At 69.3% G+C, this 20,825-nt stretch carries 18 protein-coding genes; 9 read left to right on the top strand and 9 right to left on the bottom strand.

The window, feature by feature from the left end; translation table 11 throughout:
* Nucleotides 1-34: 34 nt before the first annotated feature.
* The 4 genes from ABZ552_RS17310 (at nt 35) to ABZ552_RS17325 (ending at nt 4,460) form a co-directional block, all read left to right on the top strand.
* A complete protein-coding gene (locus ABZ552_RS17310) occupies nt 35-889 on the top strand; it encodes a PHP domain-containing protein (RefSeq protein WP_281877788.1) in 855 nt (284 codons plus the stop codon).
* Nucleotides 886-1,152 (top strand): hypothetical protein, encoded by a 267-nt coding sequence (locus ABZ552_RS17315; protein WP_281877790.1) that lies wholly within the window; start codon nt 886-888, stop codon nt 1,150-1,152. Before ABZ552_RS17310 ends, ABZ552_RS17315 begins: the two co-directional genes overlap by 4 nt.
* 50 nt (nt 1,153-1,202) lie before the next feature.
* The gene (locus ABZ552_RS17320; protein ID WP_281877791.1) at nt 1,203-2,744 is read left to right on the top strand and encodes an FAD-binding protein; all 1,542 of its coding nucleotides are present in this window, start codon (nt 1,203-1,205) and stop codon (nt 2,742-2,744) included.
* A 528-nt stretch (nt 2,745-3,272) separates the two neighbouring features.
* Nucleotides 3,273-4,460: an NADP-dependent malic enzyme gene (locus ABZ552_RS17325; protein ID WP_281877793.1), complete on the top strand. Its 1,188-nt coding sequence runs from the start codon at nt 3,273-3,275 to the stop codon at nt 4,458-4,460.
* Between the two features lie 70 nt (nt 4,461-4,530).
* Here ABZ552_RS17325 and ABZ552_RS17330 read toward each other — a convergent pair whose 3' ends face one another.
* From ABZ552_RS17330 to ABZ552_RS17345, 4 genes are read right to left on the bottom strand one after another with little or no spacing between them, the layout of a single operon-like run.
* Entirely contained in the window at nt 4,531-5,247 is a 717-nt protein-coding gene (locus tag ABZ552_RS17330) for an ABC transporter permease (protein ID WP_281877795.1), read from the bottom strand.
* A complete protein-coding gene (locus tag ABZ552_RS17335; RefSeq protein ID WP_281877796.1) occupies nt 5,244-5,909 on the bottom strand; it encodes an ABC transporter permease in 666 nt (221 codons plus the stop codon). The genes ABZ552_RS17330 and ABZ552_RS17335 overlap by 4 nt, the downstream gene beginning before the upstream one ends.
* A gap of 6 nt (nt 5,910-5,915) precedes the next feature.
* Nucleotides 5,916-7,064 (bottom strand): ATP-binding cassette domain-containing protein, encoded by a 1,149-nt coding sequence (locus ABZ552_RS17340; protein ID WP_281877797.1) that lies wholly within the window; start codon nt 7,062-7,064, stop codon nt 5,916-5,918.
* 12 nt (nt 7,065-7,076) lie between these two features.
* Nucleotides 7,077-7,961 carry an ABC transporter substrate-binding protein gene (locus ABZ552_RS17345; RefSeq protein WP_281880766.1) on the bottom strand — a complete coding sequence of 295 codons (885 nt, stop codon included), beginning with the start codon at nt 7,959-7,961 and terminating at the stop codon, nt 7,077-7,079.
* A 239-nt stretch (nt 7,962-8,200) separates the two neighbouring features.
* Between ABZ552_RS17345 and ABZ552_RS17350 the strand changes: the two genes are divergently transcribed.
* The 3 genes from ABZ552_RS17350 (at nt 8,201) to ABZ552_RS17360 (ending at nt 11,762) form a co-directional block, all read left to right on the top strand.
* Nucleotides 8,201-9,091 carry a glycine betaine ABC transporter substrate-binding protein gene (locus tag ABZ552_RS17350; protein ID WP_281877798.1) on the top strand — a complete coding sequence of 297 codons (891 nt, stop codon included), beginning with the start codon at nt 8,201-8,203 and terminating at the stop codon, nt 9,089-9,091.
* 479 nt (nt 9,092-9,570) lie between these two features.
* A complete protein-coding gene (locus ABZ552_RS17355; RefSeq protein WP_281877799.1) occupies nt 9,571-10,269 on the top strand; it encodes a PadR family transcriptional regulator in 699 nt (232 codons plus the stop codon).
* 11 nt (nt 10,270-10,280) lie between these two features.
* Nucleotides 10,281-11,762, top strand: coding sequence for a DHA2 family efflux MFS transporter permease subunit (locus ABZ552_RS17360; protein WP_281877800.1), 1,482 nt, complete (start codon nt 10,281-10,283; stop codon nt 11,760-11,762).
* Between the two features lie 107 nt (nt 11,763-11,869).
* Here ABZ552_RS17360 and ABZ552_RS17365 read toward each other — a convergent pair whose 3' ends face one another.
* The 5 genes from ABZ552_RS17365 to ABZ552_RS17385 form a co-directional block, all read right to left on the bottom strand.
* Entirely contained in the window at nt 11,870-13,675 is a 1,806-nt protein-coding gene (locus ABZ552_RS17365) for a molybdopterin-dependent oxidoreductase (RefSeq protein ID WP_281877801.1), read from the bottom strand.
* A gap of 129 nt (nt 13,676-13,804) precedes the next feature.
* Nucleotides 13,805-15,598, bottom strand: coding sequence for a long-chain fatty acid--CoA ligase (locus ABZ552_RS17370; protein WP_281877802.1), 1,794 nt, complete (start codon nt 15,596-15,598; stop codon nt 13,805-13,807).
* Between the two features lie 119 nt (nt 15,599-15,717).
* Nucleotides 15,718-16,635 carry an alpha/beta hydrolase gene (locus ABZ552_RS17375; RefSeq protein ID WP_281877803.1) on the bottom strand — a complete coding sequence of 306 codons (918 nt, stop codon included), beginning with the start codon at nt 16,633-16,635 and terminating at the stop codon, nt 15,718-15,720.
* 15 nt (nt 16,636-16,650) lie between these two features.
* Nucleotides 16,651-17,481 carry an SDR family NAD(P)-dependent oxidoreductase gene (locus ABZ552_RS17380; protein ID WP_281877804.1) on the bottom strand — a complete coding sequence of 277 codons (831 nt, stop codon included), beginning with the start codon at nt 17,479-17,481 and terminating at the stop codon, nt 16,651-16,653.
* On the bottom strand, nt 17,478-19,007 hold the full coding sequence (locus tag ABZ552_RS17385) for an NAD(P)/FAD-dependent oxidoreductase (protein WP_281877805.1): 1,530 nt from the start codon (nt 19,005-19,007) through the stop codon (nt 17,478-17,480). The genes ABZ552_RS17380 and ABZ552_RS17385 overlap by 4 nt, the downstream gene beginning before the upstream one ends.
* 70 nt (nt 19,008-19,077) lie before the next feature.
* Between ABZ552_RS17385 and ABZ552_RS17390 the strand changes: the two genes are divergently transcribed.
* Nucleotides 19,078-19,710: a TetR/AcrR family transcriptional regulator gene (locus tag ABZ552_RS17390; protein ID WP_281877806.1), complete on the top strand. Its 633-nt coding sequence runs from the start codon at nt 19,078-19,080 to the stop codon at nt 19,708-19,710.
* Between the two features lie 181 nt (nt 19,711-19,891).
* A partial coding sequence (locus tag ABZ552_RS17395) for a nuclease-related domain-containing protein (RefSeq protein ID WP_357438204.1) occupies nt 19,892-20,825 on the top strand: 934 nt, incomplete at its 3' end.

Consider the following 20,825-nt stretch of genomic DNA (forward strand, 5'->3'; position numbering starts at 1 on the left):
GGGACGATGCGGCCGCACTGTAAGACTTGAAGGCGTGCGCATCGACCTGCATACCCACTCGACCGCGTCCGACGGCACCGACACACCGGCCGAACTCGTGCGGAACGCGGCCGCGGCGGGCCTGGACGTCGTCGCGATCACCGATCACGACACCACGGCAGGATGGGCGGAAGCGGTCGACGCGCTCCCGAAGGGGATGACGCTGGTCCGCGGCATGGAGATGTCGTGTGTGGGTCTGGGCGAGGATGGCTGGCCGGTGCCCGTGCATTTGCTGGCGTACCTGTTCGACCCGGCCCATCGCGGGTTCGCCGAGGAACGCGAGCGGCTGCGCGCCGAACGGGTGGACCGGCTGCGCGCGATGGCCGAGCGGATGGCCGCCGACGGACTGCCGATCGACCCGGATGCGGTGCTGGCCTCGGCCGGCCCGTCGGCGGGACGCCCGCATCTGGCTCGCGCGCTGGTCGCCGCCGGTGTGGTGCCGAGCGTGGACGCGGCGTTCGACGAATTGCTCGCCCCGCACGGCCGCTACTACGCCGAGAAGGCCGACACTCCGCTGCGTCGTGCGGTGCAGATGATCGCCACGGCCGGTGGGGTCAGCGTCCTGGCGCACACCAGGGCCCGCAAGCGGGGCAGGTTGCTCGCCGTCGACGACATCCGGGAGCTGGCCGTCCTCGGGCTCGGCGGCTTGGAGATCGACCACCCCGACCATTCCGCGGCCGACCGCGCGCTGCTCACCGATCTCGCCGCCGAACTCGGCCTGCTCACCACCGGTTCGTCGGACTACCACGGCGCCAACAAGACCATCCGGCTCGGCGAATTCACCACCGATCCCGCGCAATTCGAGAAGCTGGTGGGCAAGGCTTCCGGCGTGCCGGTGATCGCCTCGTGAGATTCGTGCGTGGCCTCAGCGGCGTGGTCGCCGGGGGGACCGTGGTGGGCATGCTGATCGTGGTCGGCGCCGCCGTCCTCGCCGAGCGGCGCGGGTTCCCGGGGCCCGGCGGCGAATCGGTCGCCTGGCATGTGGCGGCCGCGACGGTCGCCCTCGCGGCGCAGATCTACGCGGATCGGCATCGCGGGATGGCCGCCTCGACCGGATCCATCACGGTTTTCCTGGCTGCTGGATTATTGCTGTGGACCCAATGGTGGAGCTGACCCTTTAGTTTGGTTGCGGGCGAATGAATTGTGCCCGAACATTTTTCATTGTGACCGGATTCGAGACGGATGTACTGGTAGTCGGCGGTGGTCCCGCCGGTGCCTGGGCGGCCGTCTCGGCCGCCGCGGCGGGCGCCACCGTCGTGCTCGTCGACAAGGCGCGCTCCGGGGCCAGCGGCCCGACCGCCTACGGCGCGATCTCGCTGTGGCACCTTCCGCCCGGGCCCGCCCGGGACGAGGCGGTGCGGCGCGGCCACGCGCACGGCGGCGGGCTGGGCGATCCGGACTGGATGCACCGGGTGCTGGAGGAGACCCACCAGCGGGTCGAGCAATCGGCTCGGTGGGGTTATCGCATCGCCGCTGACCCGGCGGGCCCGGCCCGGCGGCGGATCTATCTCGACGGTGCCCGCTACCTGCGGCGGATGCGCCGCGCGATGCGGGAAGCCGGGGTGCGCGTCCTCGATCATCATCCGGCGTTGCAGTTGCTCGTCGACCGTGACGGTGTGGTGGCGGGCGCGACCGGACTACGCCACCACGACGGCTTCCCGCGCTGGAGCGTGCGTGCGGGCGCGGTCGTGGTGGCCACCGGGGGCTGCGCGTTCCTGTCCGGCGCCGCGGGCACCGACGTGGACACCGGCGACGGTCTACTGCTCGCCGCGGAGGCGGGCGCCGAGCTGTCCGGCATGGAGTTCTCCTGCGCCTACAGCCTGATCCCGCCGGGGACGGCGGAGCCGGCCGCGCTCGGGAGTCTCGCCTTGCGGTTCGCCCCGCTCTACGACGAATCCGGCGCCGAACTGCCCGGCCACCGCTCGGCGGCACTCGCGGCCATCGCCGATGGTCAGCGGATCTTCGCCGCCTTGGACCACGTGCCGGTCGCCCTCCGCTCCCGGTCGGCGCGTCATGGCCTTGGCGGCCGTGCCGAGCGCGTGCCGCTGCGCGCCGTACTGGAGGGCACCGTGCGCGGTACCGGGGGCCTGCGCGTCACCGGGCCGGATTGCGCCACGACCGTCCCCGGCCTGTTCGCCGCGGGCGACGTCGTCAGCCGCGAGGCGATCAGCGGCGCGGTGAGCGGATCAGGCGGGCTGGGCGGAGCGTGGGCGATCGCGTCCGGCGTCTGGGCGGGCACGGGCGCGGCGAAGTTCGCCCGCACGGTGGATCGGCGGGCTCCGGTGCGCGAGGTCCCGGGGGCCGGGCTCAACGCCGTGGCGCGGATCGATCCGCGGGCGGTAGTCGGTCTCGTCCAAGAGCACACCTTGCCGTTGCGGCGCAGCTACTGGCGCAGCGCGGGCAGCCTGCGCGACAGCATCGGCGAGCTCGACGGGATGTGGCCCGGCGCGGAATTCGACCTCGGCGGCAGCGGTGCCGACCTGCTGCGCGCTCGGCAGGCCGCGGCGCTGCTCGCGGTCGCGCGCTGGACGAAATACAGTGCGTTGTTGCGTGCGGAGAGTCGCGGCATGCACCGCCGGACCGATCACCCCGGCGCGTCCGACACCTGGCGGATGCGGCTGATGACAGGTGGCATGCGTAGCGTGTGGGTGCGGCCGGACGCGCCGCACGCGATGCCGGAGCAGGCCCGCGATATCGTCGCGTGACCCGCGGCCACGGCGTCTTGCTCGAGCCCTCCGGCCGCCGTGACGGACTCACACCGGCGCAGCCCCCGGCAGTGCGATCACTCACCGGGCCGAGCTCGTGAACGGGGAGTTTCCGCTTACCTGAAGGTAATTCCCGGCCCATACCGTTGGGTGATGGAGCGCGACACGGCCCAGGGGGTTACCGGTTTGGCAACTGGCCTACCGGACTGGCAGAATGTGTCGGATTCCTTACCTCCGCCACCGCCGGGTGAGGGAATCACGGAGGTCTCCGCCTCGCCGACGTACCGTCGCGACCCGCGAGATCGCACCGCATGTTCTGTCCGGGCCCACCCGTCCGGTTCTGTTTCGCGGATCAGTGCCGCGCCCGCCCTCGAGATACCGGCAAGTCGTGTTCGCTCGCTCGCAGCCGCCTCGAAACATACCGGTCAGCGTGCCCGATGAGCCCAGTGAAACGACTTATACCCATTACCCAGTGGTAACCGTCCCCCGGTTTAGCCCGACCCGAGCAGGAGTGAAATCGTGTCACCTGTGACTGACGCACCGAATTCCACCGCAAGCCTGTCCGAAATCACAAACGACGAAATCTTCGCGGGACATCTCGGCGGCAAGCTCTCGGTCGAACTCAGTGCGCCGCTGGAGACCCAGCGTGACCTCTCGATCGCCTACACCCCGGGCGTAGCCCAGGTCAGCCGCGCGATCGCCGAGGACGCGGCGCTGGCCAAGCGCTACACCTGGACCGATCGGCTCGTGGTCGTGGTCAGTGACGGCACCGCCGTGCTCGGCCTCGGTGACATCGGCCCGCGTGCCTCGCTGCCGGTGATGGAGGGCAAGGCGGCGCTGTTCAAGAAGTTCGCCGGGCTGGATTCGATCCCGATCGTGTTGGACACCAAAGATGTCGACGCGATCGTCGAGACGCTGATCCGCCTGCGGCCGAGCTTCGGCGCGGTGAACCTGGAGGACATCTCCGCGCCGCGCTGCTTCGAGATCGAGAAGCGCGTCATCGAGGCGCTCGACTGCCCGGTGATGCACGACGACCAGCACGGCACCGCCATCGTGGTGCTCGCGGCGCTCAACGGCGCGGCCAAGGTGCAGGGCCGTGGCATCGAGGGCCTGAAGGTCGTGGTGTCCGGCGCGGGCGCCGCCGGTGTGGCGTGCACCAACATCCTGCTCGCCGCCGGTGTCCGCGATGTGACCGTGCTCGACTCGAAGGGCATCGTCAACTCCGAGCGCGGCGACCTCAACGAGGTGAAGGCCGAGCTGGCCACCCGCACCAACCCGCGCGGCCTCACCGGCGGCGCGGCCGAGGCGCTGGCCGGCGCCGACGTGTTCCTCGGTTTGTCCGCCGGCCTGATCGCCGAGGAGCTCATCGCGTCGATGGCGCCGGAGTCGATCGTGTTCGCCATGTCCAACCCGGACCCGGAGATCCACCCGGAGGTCGCGCGCAAGTACGCGGCGATCGTAGCCACCGGCCGCAGCGATTTCCCGAACCAGATCAACAACGTGCTGGCGTTCCCCGGCGTCTTCAAGGGCGCCCTGGACGCGGGCGCCCGGCGGATCACCGAGGGCATGAAGATCGCCGCCGCCGACGCCATCCTCAGCGTCGTCGCCGACGAGCTCGGTCCGGACAAGATCGTCCCCAGCCCGCTGGACCCACGGGTCGCACCGGCCGTCGCCGAAGCGGTCGCGGCCGCCGCCCGCGCCGAGGGCGTCGCGTAACGCCGGTTCTCCGCATCGACAGGGCGCTCCGTTCACTGGGAACGGGGCGCCCTTGTCGTGGAAGCGGAGTTCAGTTGGTGGCCTGCAACTCGGCGGTGGGCGTACCCAGGGTGCGAGGCGAACGGCGCAACCGGCCCGTGCCCGGCGCACTGGCCCACACCGCGAAGGCCAGCAGCCCGTCCAGCAGCATTGCCAGCAGTGCTACCAGCAGCGCGCCCACCAGCACCCGGTCATAGCGGTAGAGGCTGATGCCGTCGAAGATGTAGCGGCCCAGACCGCCGAGGTTGACGTAGGCCGCGATCGTCGCGGTGGCCACCACCTGGAGGGTCGCGCCGCGCAGTCCGGTGAGCAGGATGGGTAGTGCGTTGGGCACCTCCGCTCGGAAGAGGATCTGCCGCTCGGTCATGCCCATGGCGCGGGAGGCGTCCACGACGTCGGGGGGCACGTTGGCGATTCCGGCGTACGCACCCGCGAGCAGCGGGGGAACGCCGACGGTGACCAAGGCGAGCAGCGGTGGGATCAGCCCGAGGCCGAGCAGCAGTACCAGGAAGGTCAGCAAGCCGAGGGTCGGCAGGGCGCGCATGGCATTGGCGAAGCCGACCAGCACCGCCGCCCCGCGCCGGGTGTGGCCGATGACCAAACCCAGCGGTATCGCGATCACCGCCGAGACGGCCACGGTCAGAAAGCTGTACCAGAGGTGCTGGCCGATGCGGGTCCCGATGCCGGACGGTCCGCTCCAGTTGCTGCCATCGGTGAAGTAGTGCCAGGCGTCGAGGAACAGGTTCACGGTGTGGTGCCTTTCGCCTTCGCTCGGGCGTCCGCGCGCACCCACGGCGTCGACCAGCGGCCCAGCGCGTACACCGTTCGGTCGGCGATCAGCGCGAGAGCGAGGGTCACGAGGATGCCCGCGATGATCTCGTCCGGATAGTCGCGCTGATAGCCCTGGGTGAACAGCTTGCCGAGCCCGCCGACGCCGATCAGCGCGCCCACCGACACCATCGCGATATTGGTGACCACCACCACCCGCAGGCTGGACATGAAGACCGGCACGGCCAGCGGCATGTCCACGGTGAGCGTGCGGCGCAACGGGCCGTAGCCGACCGCGTCGGCCGCGTCGAGCACGGCGGCGGGCACCGAATCGAGCGCCGCCGGAACCGCGATCACCAGCAGCGCCGTGGAATAGACCGTGAGCGCGATGATCACATTGAGCGGATCGATGGCGGAGATCCCCACCAGCGGAGGAATGATCACGAACAACGCCAGCGACGGCACGGTGTAGGCCAGGCTCGCGGCGGTCACCGTGACCCGGCGCAGCCACGACGCCCGCCGCACCAGCGCGCCGACGGGAATCGCGATCACCGCGGCCAGCAGCAGCGGTACCAGCGCGAGGTAGAGATGGGTGGCGGTGAGACCCATGATGTCCGGGAAGTTGTCGACGAGATAGCGCATAGCCGCTCAGCGCACCTGCTCTTCGAAGAAGTGGCGGTTGCGTTCGGCGTCTTCCCGCGTGCGCTGCCCGGCCAGCTGCTCGAGCACGTCGGTGGCCAGCACGCCGCCGCGCACGGCGCCGGAGTCGTCGACGGCCACGCCGACTCCGGCGGGCGAGGAGATCGCGGCGTCGAGCGCCTGGCGCAGGTCACCGGCCGGGGTGAACAGGGAGCCGCCCGCCGACATGCTGTCGGCCAGCGCGCGGCCCGCGCGGACGCCTTCGACTCCGGTGACGTCCATCCAGCCGACCGGCTTGTTCGCCGCGTCCACCACGAGCACCCACTCGCCCGCGTCCAGCCGCAGCCCCTTGACTTCTTCCGCCACGGCCGTCCGGATCCGGTGCAGCGGAACGTCGTTCGCGGGCCGGAAGGACAACCCGCGGTAACCGCGGTCCCGGCCGACGAAGTCGGCGACGAAATCGGTGGCGGGCTGCGCGAGCACGCGCTGCGGCGGGTCGTACTGCTGGAGCACCCCGCCGCGGCCGAACACCGCCACCCGGTCGCCGAGCGTGATCGCCTCGTCGATGTCGTGCGTCACGAACACGATGGTCTTGTGCAATTCCGCTTGCAGTCTTTGCATTTCGACCTGCAACTCGGCGCGCACCACCGGGTCGACGGCGCTGAACGGTTCGTCCATCAGCAGGATCGGCGGGTCCGCGGCCAGCGCGCGGGCGACACCGACGCGTTGCTGCTGGCCACCCGACAGCTGTGCCGGGTACCGCCGGGCCAGCGAGCGATCGAGGCCGACCCGGTCGAGCACCTCGAGCGCCGCGGCGCGGGCGGCGCGGCGCGAGTCACCGCGCAGCACCGGAACGGTCGCGACATTGTCGAGCACCGTCCGGTGCGGCAGCAGCCCGCCGCTCTGGATGACGTACCCGATCCCGAGGCGTAGCCGGACCGGATCGACGGCCGAGACGTCCTGGCCGCCAACGGTGATCGTCCCCGAACTCGGCACGATCATGCGGTTGATCATCCGCATCGACGTCGTCTTCCCGCAGCCGGAAGGACCGACGAACACGGTGAACGACCCGGATTCGATCCGCAGATCGAGATCGGTGACGGCATGGGTGCCGTCCGGATAGGTCTTGCTGATACCGGAGAATTCGATATCGGACAACGAATCTCTCCTCTAGCCCACCGGCTTGTTCAGCCCCTTGGCGGCGACCCACGCCGCGGCGGCGGCCTTGGGCTCGGTCTTTCCCGCGCCGGAGACGGCCTCGTTCAGCCCGAGCAACTCGGCGGTGGTCAGCTGCGCCGACACCGCGTTCAGCGCCGCGAGCACCTTGTCCGACTTCTTGCTCGCGTTGAGCAGCGGCACCACGTTCTGCGCGGGGAAATTGTGCTTCGGGTCTTCCAGCACCACGAGGTCGTGCTGCGGGATGGCCGGTGCAGTGGTGAAGACGTTGGCCGCGGTCACCTGACCCTCGACCAGCGCGCGCACTGTGGCGGGACCGCCGCCGTCGGCGATCGGCACGAAGTTGTTCGCGGCGATGTCCAGGCCGTAGTTCTTCTTCAGGCCGGGCAGGCCGCCCGGCCGCTCCTGGAATTCGGCGGGCGCACCGAATTTCACCTCGGCGGAGTGCGCGGCCAGGTCCGCGATCGTGCGCAGGTTCCAGCGCTGGGCGGTGGCGCGGGTGACCACGACGGCGTCCGAATCCTCGCCCGGCGCGGGCGTGCCGATCGCGAGCTCGGCGCCGAGTGCCTTGCCGAGCGCGCTCTCCACATCGGCGGCGCTGGTGGCGGTGGCGTTCTTGTCCAGATACTGCAGGAGGTTGCCGGTGTAGTCGGGGATCACCGAGATGGCACACTGCCGCAAGGCGGGAACGTAGGCTTCACGACTGCCGATATTCAGCTTGGTCTCGACGCTGAACCCGTTGGCCCGCAACACTTCCGCGTACACCTCGGCGACGGTCTCGGACTCGGGGAAATTCGCCGATCCCACGATCAGTCCGTCCCCCGAGCAGCTGCCGCCGGTGGCGAGTGGATCGGAATCGCCACAAGCCGACAGAGCCATCGCGACGGCGAGTGCGGTCGCGGCGGCGAGGACGCGGGCCGCGCGCAGCGCGACGCGCACGGCGGGCCGCCGCGCGGCGGCATAGGGGGTGCGGGTGGATTTCACGAGAGTCCTTCCGACAGGACGGCGGGCGCGGTCTCGGCACCGAGCGGCCGCCGGTACATTCTGGGTGTCCATACTGCCCGCTTCCGGATTTTTCCGTTGGCTGTGTCGATTCGTCGGAGAGTTGGTGTCGCCGCATGGTGTTGGCCGCGTCACAGCGGGTGCTGGCTCGGTTGCTGGTCGTCGCTTCCGTCGCCCTGGTCGCTTCCTGCGGGAACAACGAGCCGGGGCCGTCGATCACCGTCGGCGCGGGCGACTCGATCGAGTCCTCGGTGCTGGCCGAAATCTATGCGGGGGCACTGGCTCGCACCGGTGCGCGGACCGCCGTGGCCGCGGGGCTGGGCGGCCGCGCGGACTACCTCGCCGCCCTCGACGCGGACCGGATCCAGGTGGTCGGCGAGCACACCGGCGCGTTGCTGGCCCATTTCGACGAACACGCGACGGATCGGCTGCCGAAGAAGGTGGCGGACGCGGTGAGCGCCGTGCTGCCCGAAGGGCTGGTCGTCTCCGATCTCGCCGACGGCGCCGATCTGCGGCCGCGGGTGCTGCTCACCGAACAGGTGTCAGTGCGGGACAAGCTGCGTTCGGTGCGTGATCTCGCGCCGAGCTGCGGCGGGCTGACCGCCGGCGTGGCTGCCCCGTCCGGCCTGCTGCCCTCGTCCGGGCGCGATCGCGTCGACGGATGCGACTTCGCGGCCGTCGTGGCCTTCCCTGATCCGGCCGCGCTGCGCGTAGCGCTGCTGCAGGGCCGGGTGCAGGCCGGACTCCTCGATGGTCCCCCCGAGCTCGCGCCCGGCGCGACCGACGGGTTGGCCGTGCTGACCGACGACGATTACGCCGTGCGCGCCGAGAACGTGCTGCCGCTGTTCCGCAAGGGCGTGCTCGACCGGCGGCAGGTCAAGAAGCTCAACTACGTCGCGGGCGAACTGACGACGGACGAATTGGCGGCCATGATCCGCAGCGTCCGGGACGAAGGCGCCGCGCCCGGGGAACTGGCGCGTGCCTGGCTGGACAAGCACTCCTTGTAGTCGACCCGCCTGATCCCGACAGAGGCCGGATGGTGTCGGGAATCGAGCGATAGATGTCGCATCCGACACTGCCGCTGCTGTGAGGCGCGTCATAGTGTGGCAACCGGGCCCGTCGAGGGTCCACCGGCGAACGCTACGTCGTCCCGCGGTCCCGCGGCAGCAACGGCGCTGGAGAAGGCCGCCGACGTCGTTGACCTTCGGCGGGACCGACACCGAGAGGCCATCGAGAACGCACGATCTCGATGGCCTCTCGTCGTGTACCGGCCGAGTCCTCGGGAACGCGATACCGGAGTTCGGCAAATGTGTGGGTCATCACCGGTCGTTCCACCTTGTCGGCCAACCGTTCCACGCCGTATATTCCACACGGAATATTTAGTGTGGAGCATGTCGGCGCCCGGCAATACCGTGCCGGTCGGCGAGAGGCTCCCGGCGCTGGCGGCCGAGAGGCCGGGGCGATTCGGCAACGGAGGTGATCAAGCATGGGGCTAGGGCAGGCGCATCCACCGGTGACGCCGTTGGCCATCGCCGTGCTCGCGCTGCTCGAGGAGCGGCCCATGCATCCGTACGAGATGTTCCAAACGCTGATCGCCCGGCGGGAGGACAGGCTGGTCAAAGTGCGGCCCGGCTCGCTGTACCACACCGTGTCCCGGCTGGCGGACCAGGAATTGGTGCACGCGGAGGGCGTCGACCGAGCGGGCAACCGGCCCGAACGCACCACCTACCGGATCACCGGGCGCGGACGGGACGCGTTACGCAACCGGATCGCGGAGATCGTGCGGCGGCCGGTCCCGGAGTATCCCATCTTCCCGGTCGCGCTGGGCGAGTTGCACAACCTGCCGAAGCGAGAGGCGCTCACGCTGCTGCGCGAACGAATCGGCGTACTGGAAACCGAACTGGCCGACGCCGACATGCTGAGCGCGTGGGCCGAAGAGCACGTCGTGCCGCGCCGCTACTGGATCGCCCTGCCCTACTTGCGGGCGCTCCTCGTCGCCGAACTCACCTGGGTCAAGGAGTTCACCGCCGAATTGGCCAGCGGCGCACTCGAGTGGGAGGACTTCGACCCCGAGACCGGCGCACGCGCCGGAGCCGAGCCCGTCGCCGGCTCCGCGGTGTCGCCGCCGGTGCCGCCCGGCACCGCAGCGAAACCCTTCCCGAGTTTTTCGGATAATCCGAGTTAGGAACGAAAGAGATGTCCACTCAACGCAATCCGTGGCCGGCGCTGCTCGCGCTGGTCGTCGGCTTCTTCATGATCCTGCTGGACATGACGATCGTCGCGGTCGCCAATCCCGCGATCATGACCAGCCTGCACGCCGACATCTCGCAGGTGATCTGGGTGACCAGCGCTTACCTGCTCACCTACGCGGTGCCGCTGCTGGTCACCGGACGGCTGGGTGACCGGTTCGGCCCCAAGAACATCTATCTGATCGGCTTGGCGGTCTTCACCGCGGCATCGCTGTGGTGCGGCGTGTCCGGCACCATCGGCATGCTGATCGCGGCGCGCGCCGCGCAGGGCATCGGCGCCGCACTGATGACCCCGCAGACCATGGCCGTGATCACCAGGACCTTCCCGCCGGACCGGCGCGGCGCCGCCATGGGCCTGTGGGGTGGCGTCGCGGGGTTGGCGACGCTGGTCGGCCCGATCCTCGGCGGTGTGCTGGTGGACGGTCTCGGCTGGGAGTGGATCTTCATCGTGAATGTGCCGGTCGGCGTCGTCGCCTTCGCGCTGGCGGTCTGGCTGGTGCCCGCGCTGCCCACCCACGAGCACAAGTTCGACATCCCCGGCGTGCTGCTCAGCGGCATCGGCATGTTCCTGCTGGTGTTCGGCATCCAGGAGGGCAACAGCTACGACTGGTCGTTGCGGATCTGGCTGCTGATCGCCGCGGGCGCGGTGGTGCTGGCGGTGTTCGTGGTCAACCAGGCCAGGAACAAGGGCGAGCCCTTGCTTCCGCTGAGCCTGTTCCGCGACCGCAATTTCGCGCTGTCCAATGCCGCGATCGCCGCGATGGGCGCGGCGGTGACCTCCCTGATGGTGCCGACGTACTTCTACCTGCAGGCCGTGCGGGAAATGTCGCCGACCGAGTCCGCGCTGGTCTTCGCGCCCATGGCGATCGTGACCGGTTTCTCGGCGCCGCTGGTCGGCAAGTTCGCCGACAAACTGCACCCGCGGATCGTGCCCACCATCGGCTTCGGGTTGTTCGCGCTGTCGGTGTTCTGCTTCGCGGCGCTGATGGAGCCGGACTCGTCGCTGATCTGGTTCCTGCTCGCCGCGGCGCTGGCCGGCTTCGCGAACGCCTGCATCTGGGCTCCGCTGGCGGCGACCGCGACCCACAATCTGCCGGTCCAGCAGGCCGGTGCGGGCGCGGGCGTCTACAACACCACCCGTCAAGTCGGCTCCGTCCTCGGTAGCGCCGCGATCAGCGCACTGGTGGCGGCCCGGATGACGGCGAACGGGCTGGGCGGCGGCCCGGTCGCCGAGGGGGGCGCGGGCCAGGGCCCCATCCCGGAGTTCGTCAAGGATTCCTTCAGCACGGCATTGAGCCAGGCCACCGTGCTCCCCGCCGCGATCCTGCTCATCGGCGTCGTCGCCTCGGTGCTGTTCATCCGCCACGGCGCGGGCGCACCGGCACAACCGGAGAAAGAACGGGTCGAAGTCGACTCCGTCGCGAGCTGACCATCCGACACCGTGCCCCGCAGAAGCATCCTTCTGCGGGGCACGTTCGTCGGCGGAACCAGCTCGGCAGCAAGCGGGTGGCCATCGAAGGAACCGGAGGACCGCGCTCAGGCGACCTGCACGGTCACCGAGGGGTAGCCGGTGGCGCCATCGGGGATGACGTCGCGGCGTTCGGCGGTCTGGGTTTCGCCGGCGCCGTCGGTGGCACGGGCGCGGAGGGTGTGCGGACCGGAGGTGGCGTCCCAGTCGAAGACCCATTGGCGCCAGGTGTCGATGGATTGTTCTTCGGAGAGGCGGGCCTGCTGCCAGGGGCCGTTGTCGATCTGGACTTCCACGGCGCGGATACCGCGATGCTGCGCCCAGGCGACTCCGGCGACCGGGATGCGGCCGGGCTGGAGGCGGCCCCGGGCGCGGGGAGTGTCGATACGGGTGCCGGTCTTGATCGGGCCGCGTGCCGACCAGCCGCGGCGGGTCCAGTAGGCGGTGGCGCGGTCGAAGCGGGTGACCTCCAGTTCGGTCACCCATTTGGTCGCCGAGACGTAGCCGTAGAGACCGGGCACGACCAGCCGGGCCGGGTAGCCGTGTTGCACCGGAAGGGGTTCGCCGTTCATGCCGATCGCGAGCAGGGCGTCGCGTCCGTCGGTGAGCACCGTCAGCGGAGTGCCCGCGGTCCACCCGTCGGCGCTGTGCGAGAGCACCATGTCCGCGTCGGGGTGCGGCCCCGCCTCCGCCAGCAGTTGATCCACACGGTAGCCGAGCCAGCGCGCGTTCCCGATCAGGTCGCCGCCCACCGGATTCGACACGCAGGCCAGCGTGACCAGGTGTTCCTCCACCGGGCGGCGCGCCAATTCGGACCAATCGAGCCGGATCTCGCGATCGACCATGCCGTGGATGCGCAGCGACCAGCCGTCCTTGGACACCTGCGGCACGATCAGCGCGGTATCGATCCGGTAGAAGTCGTCGTTCGGAGTCAGGTACGGCGTCAGTCCGGGTACGCGGAGATCCACGCCCGGCGCGACCGGCTCGGCGGGGGCGGTCGGTTCCGGCAATTGCACAGCGGCTCGCTCACCGGAGACATCGCTGCGGCGTGCGCCCAGCACGCGTCCGCCGACGCCGGTGACCACGGCCAATCCGCCTGCCACCAGCAGTCCCTGCAAGACGCGCCTGCGCTCGGGGGCCGAGGATCGGCTGGTGTCGACTACCGCCGACGGCGGCGCTGCCGATGCGGTCGCGTCCGCCGTCCCCGCCGAACCGGTTCGATGCTGTTGTGCGTCAACGTCTTTCGTGTTTCCACCGGCTCCGGGCACGTTCGGGGCCGAACCGGTGCCTGCGCCGACCCCCGCATCGGAGGTATCGCCGATGTCTGATGCACGCCGGCGCCCACCTCCGTTCCCGCCGCCGATGGTGGACGCCGACCCATCGGTCAGCGCTGCGGACTTGCCGGTCGACGGAGTCGCGCCGACCGGCGTGTCAGCGACAGATTCCGTGACCGCCGCGTCGATACGGCGGGTCAGCGCACGCAGCGCGTAGATGCCGACGGCGACGCCGACGACGGTCGGCAACGCGGCGGTCAGACCGGCGCGCGCCACCGCCACCCATGCCGTGCTCACCCCGAACACCGCGAACACCCACGACCCGGCCGCACGGGTGGTCCGTTCGATCGCTCCGGCCACTCCGGCCACAACCAGCGCGAGCACGCCCATGATCAGGTACAGCGCCGCTTTGTCGTTGGTGCCGAAGGTGGTGATGGCCCATTCCCGCAACCCGTCGGGGGTGTGGTCGATGACGGCCGAGCCGAGCAGGTGCAGCGGCGCGCTGTCGGGGCCGAGCAAGGCCGCGAGCAGTTCGGCCACGCCCAGCGTGAGGCCCGCCGAGACGATCCCGGCCACCACGCGCAATCGCAATTCGGCCATGGAAACGAGACTACTGCCGGTCGGCCGCGCCGACCGGGGCGTTCCCGGCAGCGCGGGCACGGAACGAGCCGTGATACGCGAAAGGCGCTGTCCGCGAAGGTCCGCGGACAGCGCCTGGAGGCGATCAGCTCAGTTGTAGATGCTCGCCACGTCGTCGGCGTGCTGCTTCATCACGACCGCGCGCTTGAGCGACATCTTCGGGGTGAGCTCGCCGGTCTCCTGGGTCCAGTCGATGGTCAGCAGACGGATCTTCTTGATCTGCTCGGCGTGCGAGACCTTCTTGTTGGTCTCGGCCACCGCGGCGTTCACTTCGGCCAGCAGGTCCGGGTTCTCGATCAGCTTCTCGATCGGAGTGTCGGCGGGCAGGTTGTTGCGTTCTTTCCAGCCGGGCAGCGACTCCGGATCCAGCGTGATCAGCGCGCCGATGAACGGCCTGCTGTCGCCCACCACCATCACCTGGCTGATCAGCGGGTGCGCCCGCAGCGAGTCCTCCAGCAGTGCGGGGGAGACGTTCTTGCCACCGGCGGTGACGATGATCTCCTTCTTGCGGCCGGTGATGGTGATGAATCCGTCGGCGTCGATGGCGCCGAGGTCACCGGTCTTGAACCAGCCGTCCTCGAAGGCGTCCTCGGTCGCCTCCGTGTTGCCCCAGTAGCCGTTGAACACGACGGAGCCGCGTAGCAGCAGTTCGCCGTCCTCGGCGATCTTGGCGGCGTGGCCCTCGATCGGCCGCCCGACCGAGCCGACCCGGATGTGCTCCGGGGTGTTGACCGAGATGGCCGCGGTGGTCTCGGTGAGGCCGTAACCCTCGTAGATGGTTACGCCGACGCCGCGGAAGAAGTGACCCAACCGCGCCCCGAGCGGACCGCCGCCGGAGACGGCCGCCTCGCACTGGCCGCCGAGCGCGGCCCGCAGCTTGCTGTAGACCAGCTTGTCGAACAACGCGTGCTTCAGCTTCAGCCCGATGCCCGGTCCGCCGTTGTCGAGCGCCTCACTCCACGCGATGGCGGTGTCGGCGGCGGCGTCGAAGATCTTGCCCTTGCCGCCGTCGTGCGCCTTCTGCTTGGCGCTGTTGAACACCTTCTCGAACACCCGGGGCACCGAGAGGATGAAGTGCGGCTGGTAGCTGCCGAACTGCTCGACCAGGGTGGACCAGTCGGCGGTATGCGCGACGACCACCTTCGCGTCGAACGCGGCCAGCGCGACGGCGCGGGCGAACACGTGCGCCAGCGGCAGGAACATGAGGGTCTTCTTGCCCTCGGTGACGTACTTGTGCAGCGCGATCCGGTCGGACTTGGACTCCGCGTACAGGTTCGCGTGGGTCAGCATGACGCCCTTGGGGCGGCCCGTGGTGCCCGAGGTGTAGATCAGAGTGGCGGGCGACTGCGCGCCGACCTGGGCGCGGCGCTCGTGCACGATCTGGTCGTCCAGGTCGGCGCCGGCGGCGATCAGCTCGTCCAGCGCGCCCTTGTCGATCTGCAGGGTCTGCCGCAGATCCGGCAGCGACCCGGTCTCGATCTCGTCGATCACCTTGCGGTGCTTGTCGCTGTCGAGGATCAGCAGCTTGGTGGCCGAGTCCTGCAGGATCCACTTGGCCTGCTCGGCGGCGGAGCTGTCGTAGATCGCGACGGTGCAGCCGCCCGCGGCCCAGATCGCGAAGTCGAGGACGGCCCACTCGTAGCGAGTGGGGGCCATGATGGCGACGCGATCGCCGAGTTCGAGACCCGAAGCGATCAGGCCTTTCGCCACGCCGGTGACGGTTTTCGCGAACTCCGCGGCGGTGACATCCCGCCAGCCGCCACTGCCGTTCGGCACGTTGAACAGCACCGCGTTCGGCGACTGCTCGGCGTGGCGGAAGACGTTGTCGGAATTGTTCGCGTCATCCGGAATGGTGTAGGAAGCCGGGACTTCGAACTCTCGCATCAGTGCCCTTCCACGTGGGTTTACTCGCCAGTAATCTACGACACCTGCGCCAGGGTCGTGAGGTCGACCACCGCCAATCGCCTCCGCACATCACCGCAGGCCGGGGACCCGCTCGGTTTTCATCCTAGTTCGCGCAGGTCCGCCGGTTGAATCGCTTCGCGCAGGAACTCACCGAGTTCGCGCAGCACGGCCGCCGCGGGCGCCGCCAAGGCGGCCTGCAGCTGAGCGACGTGCCACAAGCCCTTGCTCTCGGTGAAGCGCACGTGTACCCCCGCCTCGCGTAGTGCGGTGACCAGCACGACGCACTGCCGGTGCAGCAGCTCGCTGACGTCCACCTGCACGTAGGTGGGCGGTAGACCGCGCAGCTCACCGGTCAGCGGCGCGTAGCCCGGGTCGGCCGGGTCGCCATCGCCCAGGTAGGCGGCCGCGCACGCACGGGACCACGGCTTGTTGATCACCAGATCGCGTTCGCGCTGCGGGATCTCGTTCGGGTCGGCCCATGGCGCGATCAAGCCGAGCGCGGCCGGGGTCTGCCCGTGCCGGGCGAGCAGGCGCTGCGCCAGCGCGAGCGACAGACCGCCGCCCGCGGAATCACCGGAGACGGCGATCTGGTCCGGCCGCAGCCCCGAGTTACCCACGAGTTCCAGGAACGCCGCTTCGGCGTCGTCCAGTGCGGCGGGGAAGGGGTGTTCCGGCGCCAGCCGGTAGTCCAGCACGTAGACCGGGCAGCCGGTGTCCCGGGCCAGTCGAGCCGCCAGCGAGCGGTGTGTCGCGGGCGAACCGACCGCGTACCCGCCCCCGTGCAGATAGAGGACCGCGCCGTGATCGGAGGTGTCCGCGAAGCCGATCCGCTCGGCGGGCCTGCCGCCCAGGTGCACGGGCCGCACGACGGCGCCCGCGGGCAGCAGTTGCGCCCGCGAACTCACGTCGAGCAGCCTGCGTTGCACCGCGAACGGCAGTCGTTTGTTCAGCGTGACCCGGAAGATCGGGTTCAGTACCGCCCGCGCGAGGGGCAGTGGAAGGTCGATGTCCCGCACTCGTCGCTCCTCGGCTCAGGGCAGGAAGCGACGTTCGACGTTCGCCGCGATCCGCTGGTAACCCGACGCCGTGACCCGGACGAACAGGTCGAGCAACTTGGCCTCCCAGCCGATCAGCACGCGGCCCTGCCCCTTGCGCACGCCCTCGACGATGGTCTGCGCCGCCATGTCCGGGGTGTGGATGGCCAGCTTCCGATCGAACATCGACGCGGCGGACTTGGCGTCGATGCCCTCGGCGTAGGTGGCGTTGCGGGCGACAGCGGTCTTGATGCCGCCGGGATGCACGCAGGTGACCTTGACCGGATGCCGCGCGACCAGCATCTCCTGGCGCAGCGACTCGGTGAAGCCGCGCACCGCGAACTTCGCCGCGTTGTAGGCGCTCTGCCCGGGGATCGCGATCAGGCCGAACAGGCTGGACACGTTGACGATGTGGCCGTCGCCGGACTCGATGACCATCGGCAGGAACGCCTTGGTGCCATTGACCACGCCCCAGAAGTCGACGTCCATCACGCGCTCGAAGTCCTTGTACTCCGAGCGGATGACCTCACCGTGGTGGGCGATGCCCGCGTTGTTGTACACCTGGTGCACGGTGCCGAAGTGCGCCTTCACCGCGTCGGCGTAGAGGATCACCGCCTCACGCTCGACCACGTTCAGGCGGTCGGACTTCACCTGCGTGCCGAGTTGCTCGCAGCGGCGCACGGTCTCGGCCAGACCCTCGACATCGATGTCCGACAGTGCCAGCTTGGCGCCGCGCCGGGCCAGATTCACCGCCAGCGCCCGGCCGATCCCGGAACCGGCTCCGGTGATCACACATACCTTGTTCTTGAAGTAAGCGTCACTGCTCACGATGCCACTGCTTTCAGATCTTCTCGGGAGATGGAGATGTCGTACGCCGCCACGTCGAAATTTCTGGTGAGCCTACGGAATTCGAAGGTCCAGTCCGGCCACAGCGTGGTGTTGTTGCCGTGCTTGTCCAGGTACCAGCTCGAGCATCCGCCGGTGAGCCAGACGCTCCCGGCCAGCTTCGCCTGCAGGCCGGCGTTGTAGGCATCCTGCACGTCGCGGCGCACTTCCACGGTACGCAGGTCGAGGCGGTCGATGGTGGCCAGCGCGTCGGCGACGTAGTTGATCTGCGATTCGATCATGTACACCATCGAGGTGTGCCCGAGCCCGACGTTCGGGCCGAGCAGGAAGAACATATTGGGGAAGTTCGCGATCGAGGAGCCCTTGTAGCCCTGCTGGCCGATCTCGTCGAACACCTCCGACAGGGTGCGTCCGTCGCGGCCCGCGATCGTGTCGTAGGTCGGCGAGTCGGTGACGTGGAAGCCGGTCGCCACGATCAGCGCGTCGATCTCGCGCTCGGTGCCGTCCGTGGTGACGATCGAGTGCGCGCGCACCTCGGCGATGCCGTCGGTGACCACGTCGACGTTCGGCCGCGACAGCGCGGGGTAGTAGTCGTTCGAGATCAGCATGCGCTTGCAGCCGATCCGGAAGTTCGGCGTGACCTTGGCGCGCAGCTGCGGATCGCGGATCTCGTAACGCAGCTTGGCCTTCGCGATCGCCTCGAACACCTGCATGAGGGCGGGAACCTTGGCCAGCCCGACCACCTGGGTCTCGCGCGCGGCGTAGATGGCCGCGCGGGATAGTCGCTGCAGGCCGGGCACATGCTTGAAGGCGAGCCGCTCCGCCTTGGTGTACGGACGGTCCAGGCGCGGCAGCAGCCACGGCGCGGTGCGCTGGTAGACGTCCAGGTGACCGACCTTCGGGGCGATGGCGGGCACGATCTGGATGGCCGAGGCGCCGGTGCCGATGATGGCGACCCGCTTGCCGGTCAGGTCGGCGTCGTGGTTCCAGCGCGCGGAGTGGAAGATCTCGCCTTCGAACTCGTTGATGCCTTTGATGTCGGGCAGCGCGGGCTCGCACAGCGCGCCGACCGCCGAAACCACCGTGTTCGCGGTGAAGCTGCCCTTACTCGACTCGATCTCCCACAGGGCGGTCTCGTTGTTCCAGCGGGCGCTGGTCACGTCGCAGTCGAAGATGTGCTTGTCGCGCACGTCGTAGCGCTTCGACACGTCCTGGATGTACCGCTGGATCTCGCCCTGCCGGGAGAACGACCGCGACCAATCCGGGTTCAGCGCGAACGAGTACGAGTACAGGTGCGAGGGGACGTCGCAGGCCGCGCCGGGATAGGTGTTGTCGCGCCAGGTGCCGCCGACGTCGCTGCCGCGCTCCAGCACGAGGAAATCGTTGCGACCCTGCTGGGTCAGCCGGATGGCCAGACCCAGACCCGCGAACCCGCTGCCGATGATGATCGTCCTGGCGTGGCGCGTGGGTCGGCCGGCGACAGCTTTGTCTGTGACCTTGCGACTCATATAACCGAGCCTACGGCCCTATTGAGCGCTAGTCAACAGTGTATTGACTGGCGTTCAGTAGGATTGGCGGGTGACCAGAACCCAGGGAGACGCCCCCAAGCGCACGCGGCTGAGCCCGGACGAGCGCCGCGAGCAACTGATCACCTTGGGCGCGAAGATGCTGGGCGAACGCTCCATCGAGGACATCTCCGTCAGCGAGATCGCCGCGCAGGCCGGCATCTCGCGCGGCCTGTTGTTCCACTACTTCCCGACCAAGCAGGACTTCCAGCTCGCGATCGTGCACCACGCCAACGCGGAACTGCTCGAGCGCGTCACCCCGGACCGCAGCCTCGGCCTGTTCGAGATGCTGCGCGACTCCATCGAGCGCTACATCGAGTACGTCACGGAGAACCGCACGTCCTACCTCGCGCTCCTGCGCGGCCCCACCAGCGTCAGCCCCGAACTTGCCCCGCTGGTCGACCAGACCCGCGACGCCATCATCGGCATCATCCTCGCCGAGACTCCAGTGCCGGTCACCGAAGCCGACCACCCTCGCCTCATGCTCGCGATGCGCGGGTGGATCGCGTTCGTCGAGGAATCCACGCTCACCTGGCTGCGCTCCGAACCCATCCCGCGTGCCGAGCTGATCGACCTGCTGGTCGAATCGCTGATCGCCATAGCGTTCTCGGTGGACCCGGCTCTGGCCGCCGCGCTGCGGGGTTGACCTCGATCCTCCCGTGGCCGGGGATGGACAGGCCACGACTGTGGCGCTGCCCACACGCCGCACTCCGCATGCCCTTGTGCTGCCAATACCGTGCTGTTCCAGTGCCTTTCGATTTTGTGACGGCAATCCCGCCGCATACCGTTGTGTGGTCGATGGTGTGGGACGGCGATGGAGGCCGCCGATGTTGGTCATCAATGAACGAACGACGGCGCCGCGATCCGAACAGCGCGTGCTCGACTGGATGCGGACCTGGACCGGCCAGTACGTCATTGTCGGACTCGCGATCTCGGGGTGCTATCTACCCGACCGCGAACGTACGGACGAGACGCAAGAAGCCGATCTGGTGGTGATCACCCCCAGGGCAGCGGTCGTGGTCGAGGTCAAGGGCACCGTCCCGGAGGCGACGAGCGGTGTCCTGTCGGTGCAGGCCAACGGCCGCTGGCGACTGTCCGGCTACGCGGGCGACCCGATCCACGTGCGCGACCACGACAGCAGCCCGTTCGACCAGGTGACGAACAACGTCTTCAACTTGAAGGCGCTGGTGCGCAAGCACAACGCGGAAGCCTTCGTCGACGGCCTGATCGTCGTCGTGCCGCCGAAGGACTCGAACCTCACGCTGAACATCGAGTCGCGCAGGCGCGGGTGCGCTGTGGTGCTCGGAGCCGGGCAGGCCGACCTGCGCGCCTGGTTCCACCGCACCGCGAGCCGCAAGCTCATCTGGACCGCCGAACGCACGCACGCCCTGCTGACCGACTTGAACCTGGGCGACCAGGTCACCATCGACGACCTGGCGGCGGACGGTTTCCCGCCGGAGCAGAAGTTGCGGGCCGGGACGCTGGCGGCGCTGGAGAGTGTCACGCGAAAGACTACGGAGCTCGCGGACAGGACGTCTACCGAAGCGGTCGACGGGTCCGCTGATACGGACGCATCACCGGTGGGTGCCGTGCCCGAGCCGTCGGACGCCGTTCCGGATGCAGCGCGGGTCACCGCATCGACATCAGCCGCTGGAAAGCCTGACGATGTCGACCACCAGGACTCGGAGGAAGATCGGACTGTCATGCTGTCCGCGCCGGAGCGGACCGACGCCCCGGACGCTGGTTCCGGGGAGCGCGTGG

It is taken from the genome of Nocardia sp. NPDC019219, assembly GCF_040632645.1.
Lineage (GTDB): Bacteria > Actinomycetota > Actinomycetes > Mycobacteriales > Mycobacteriaceae > Nocardia > Nocardia sputorum.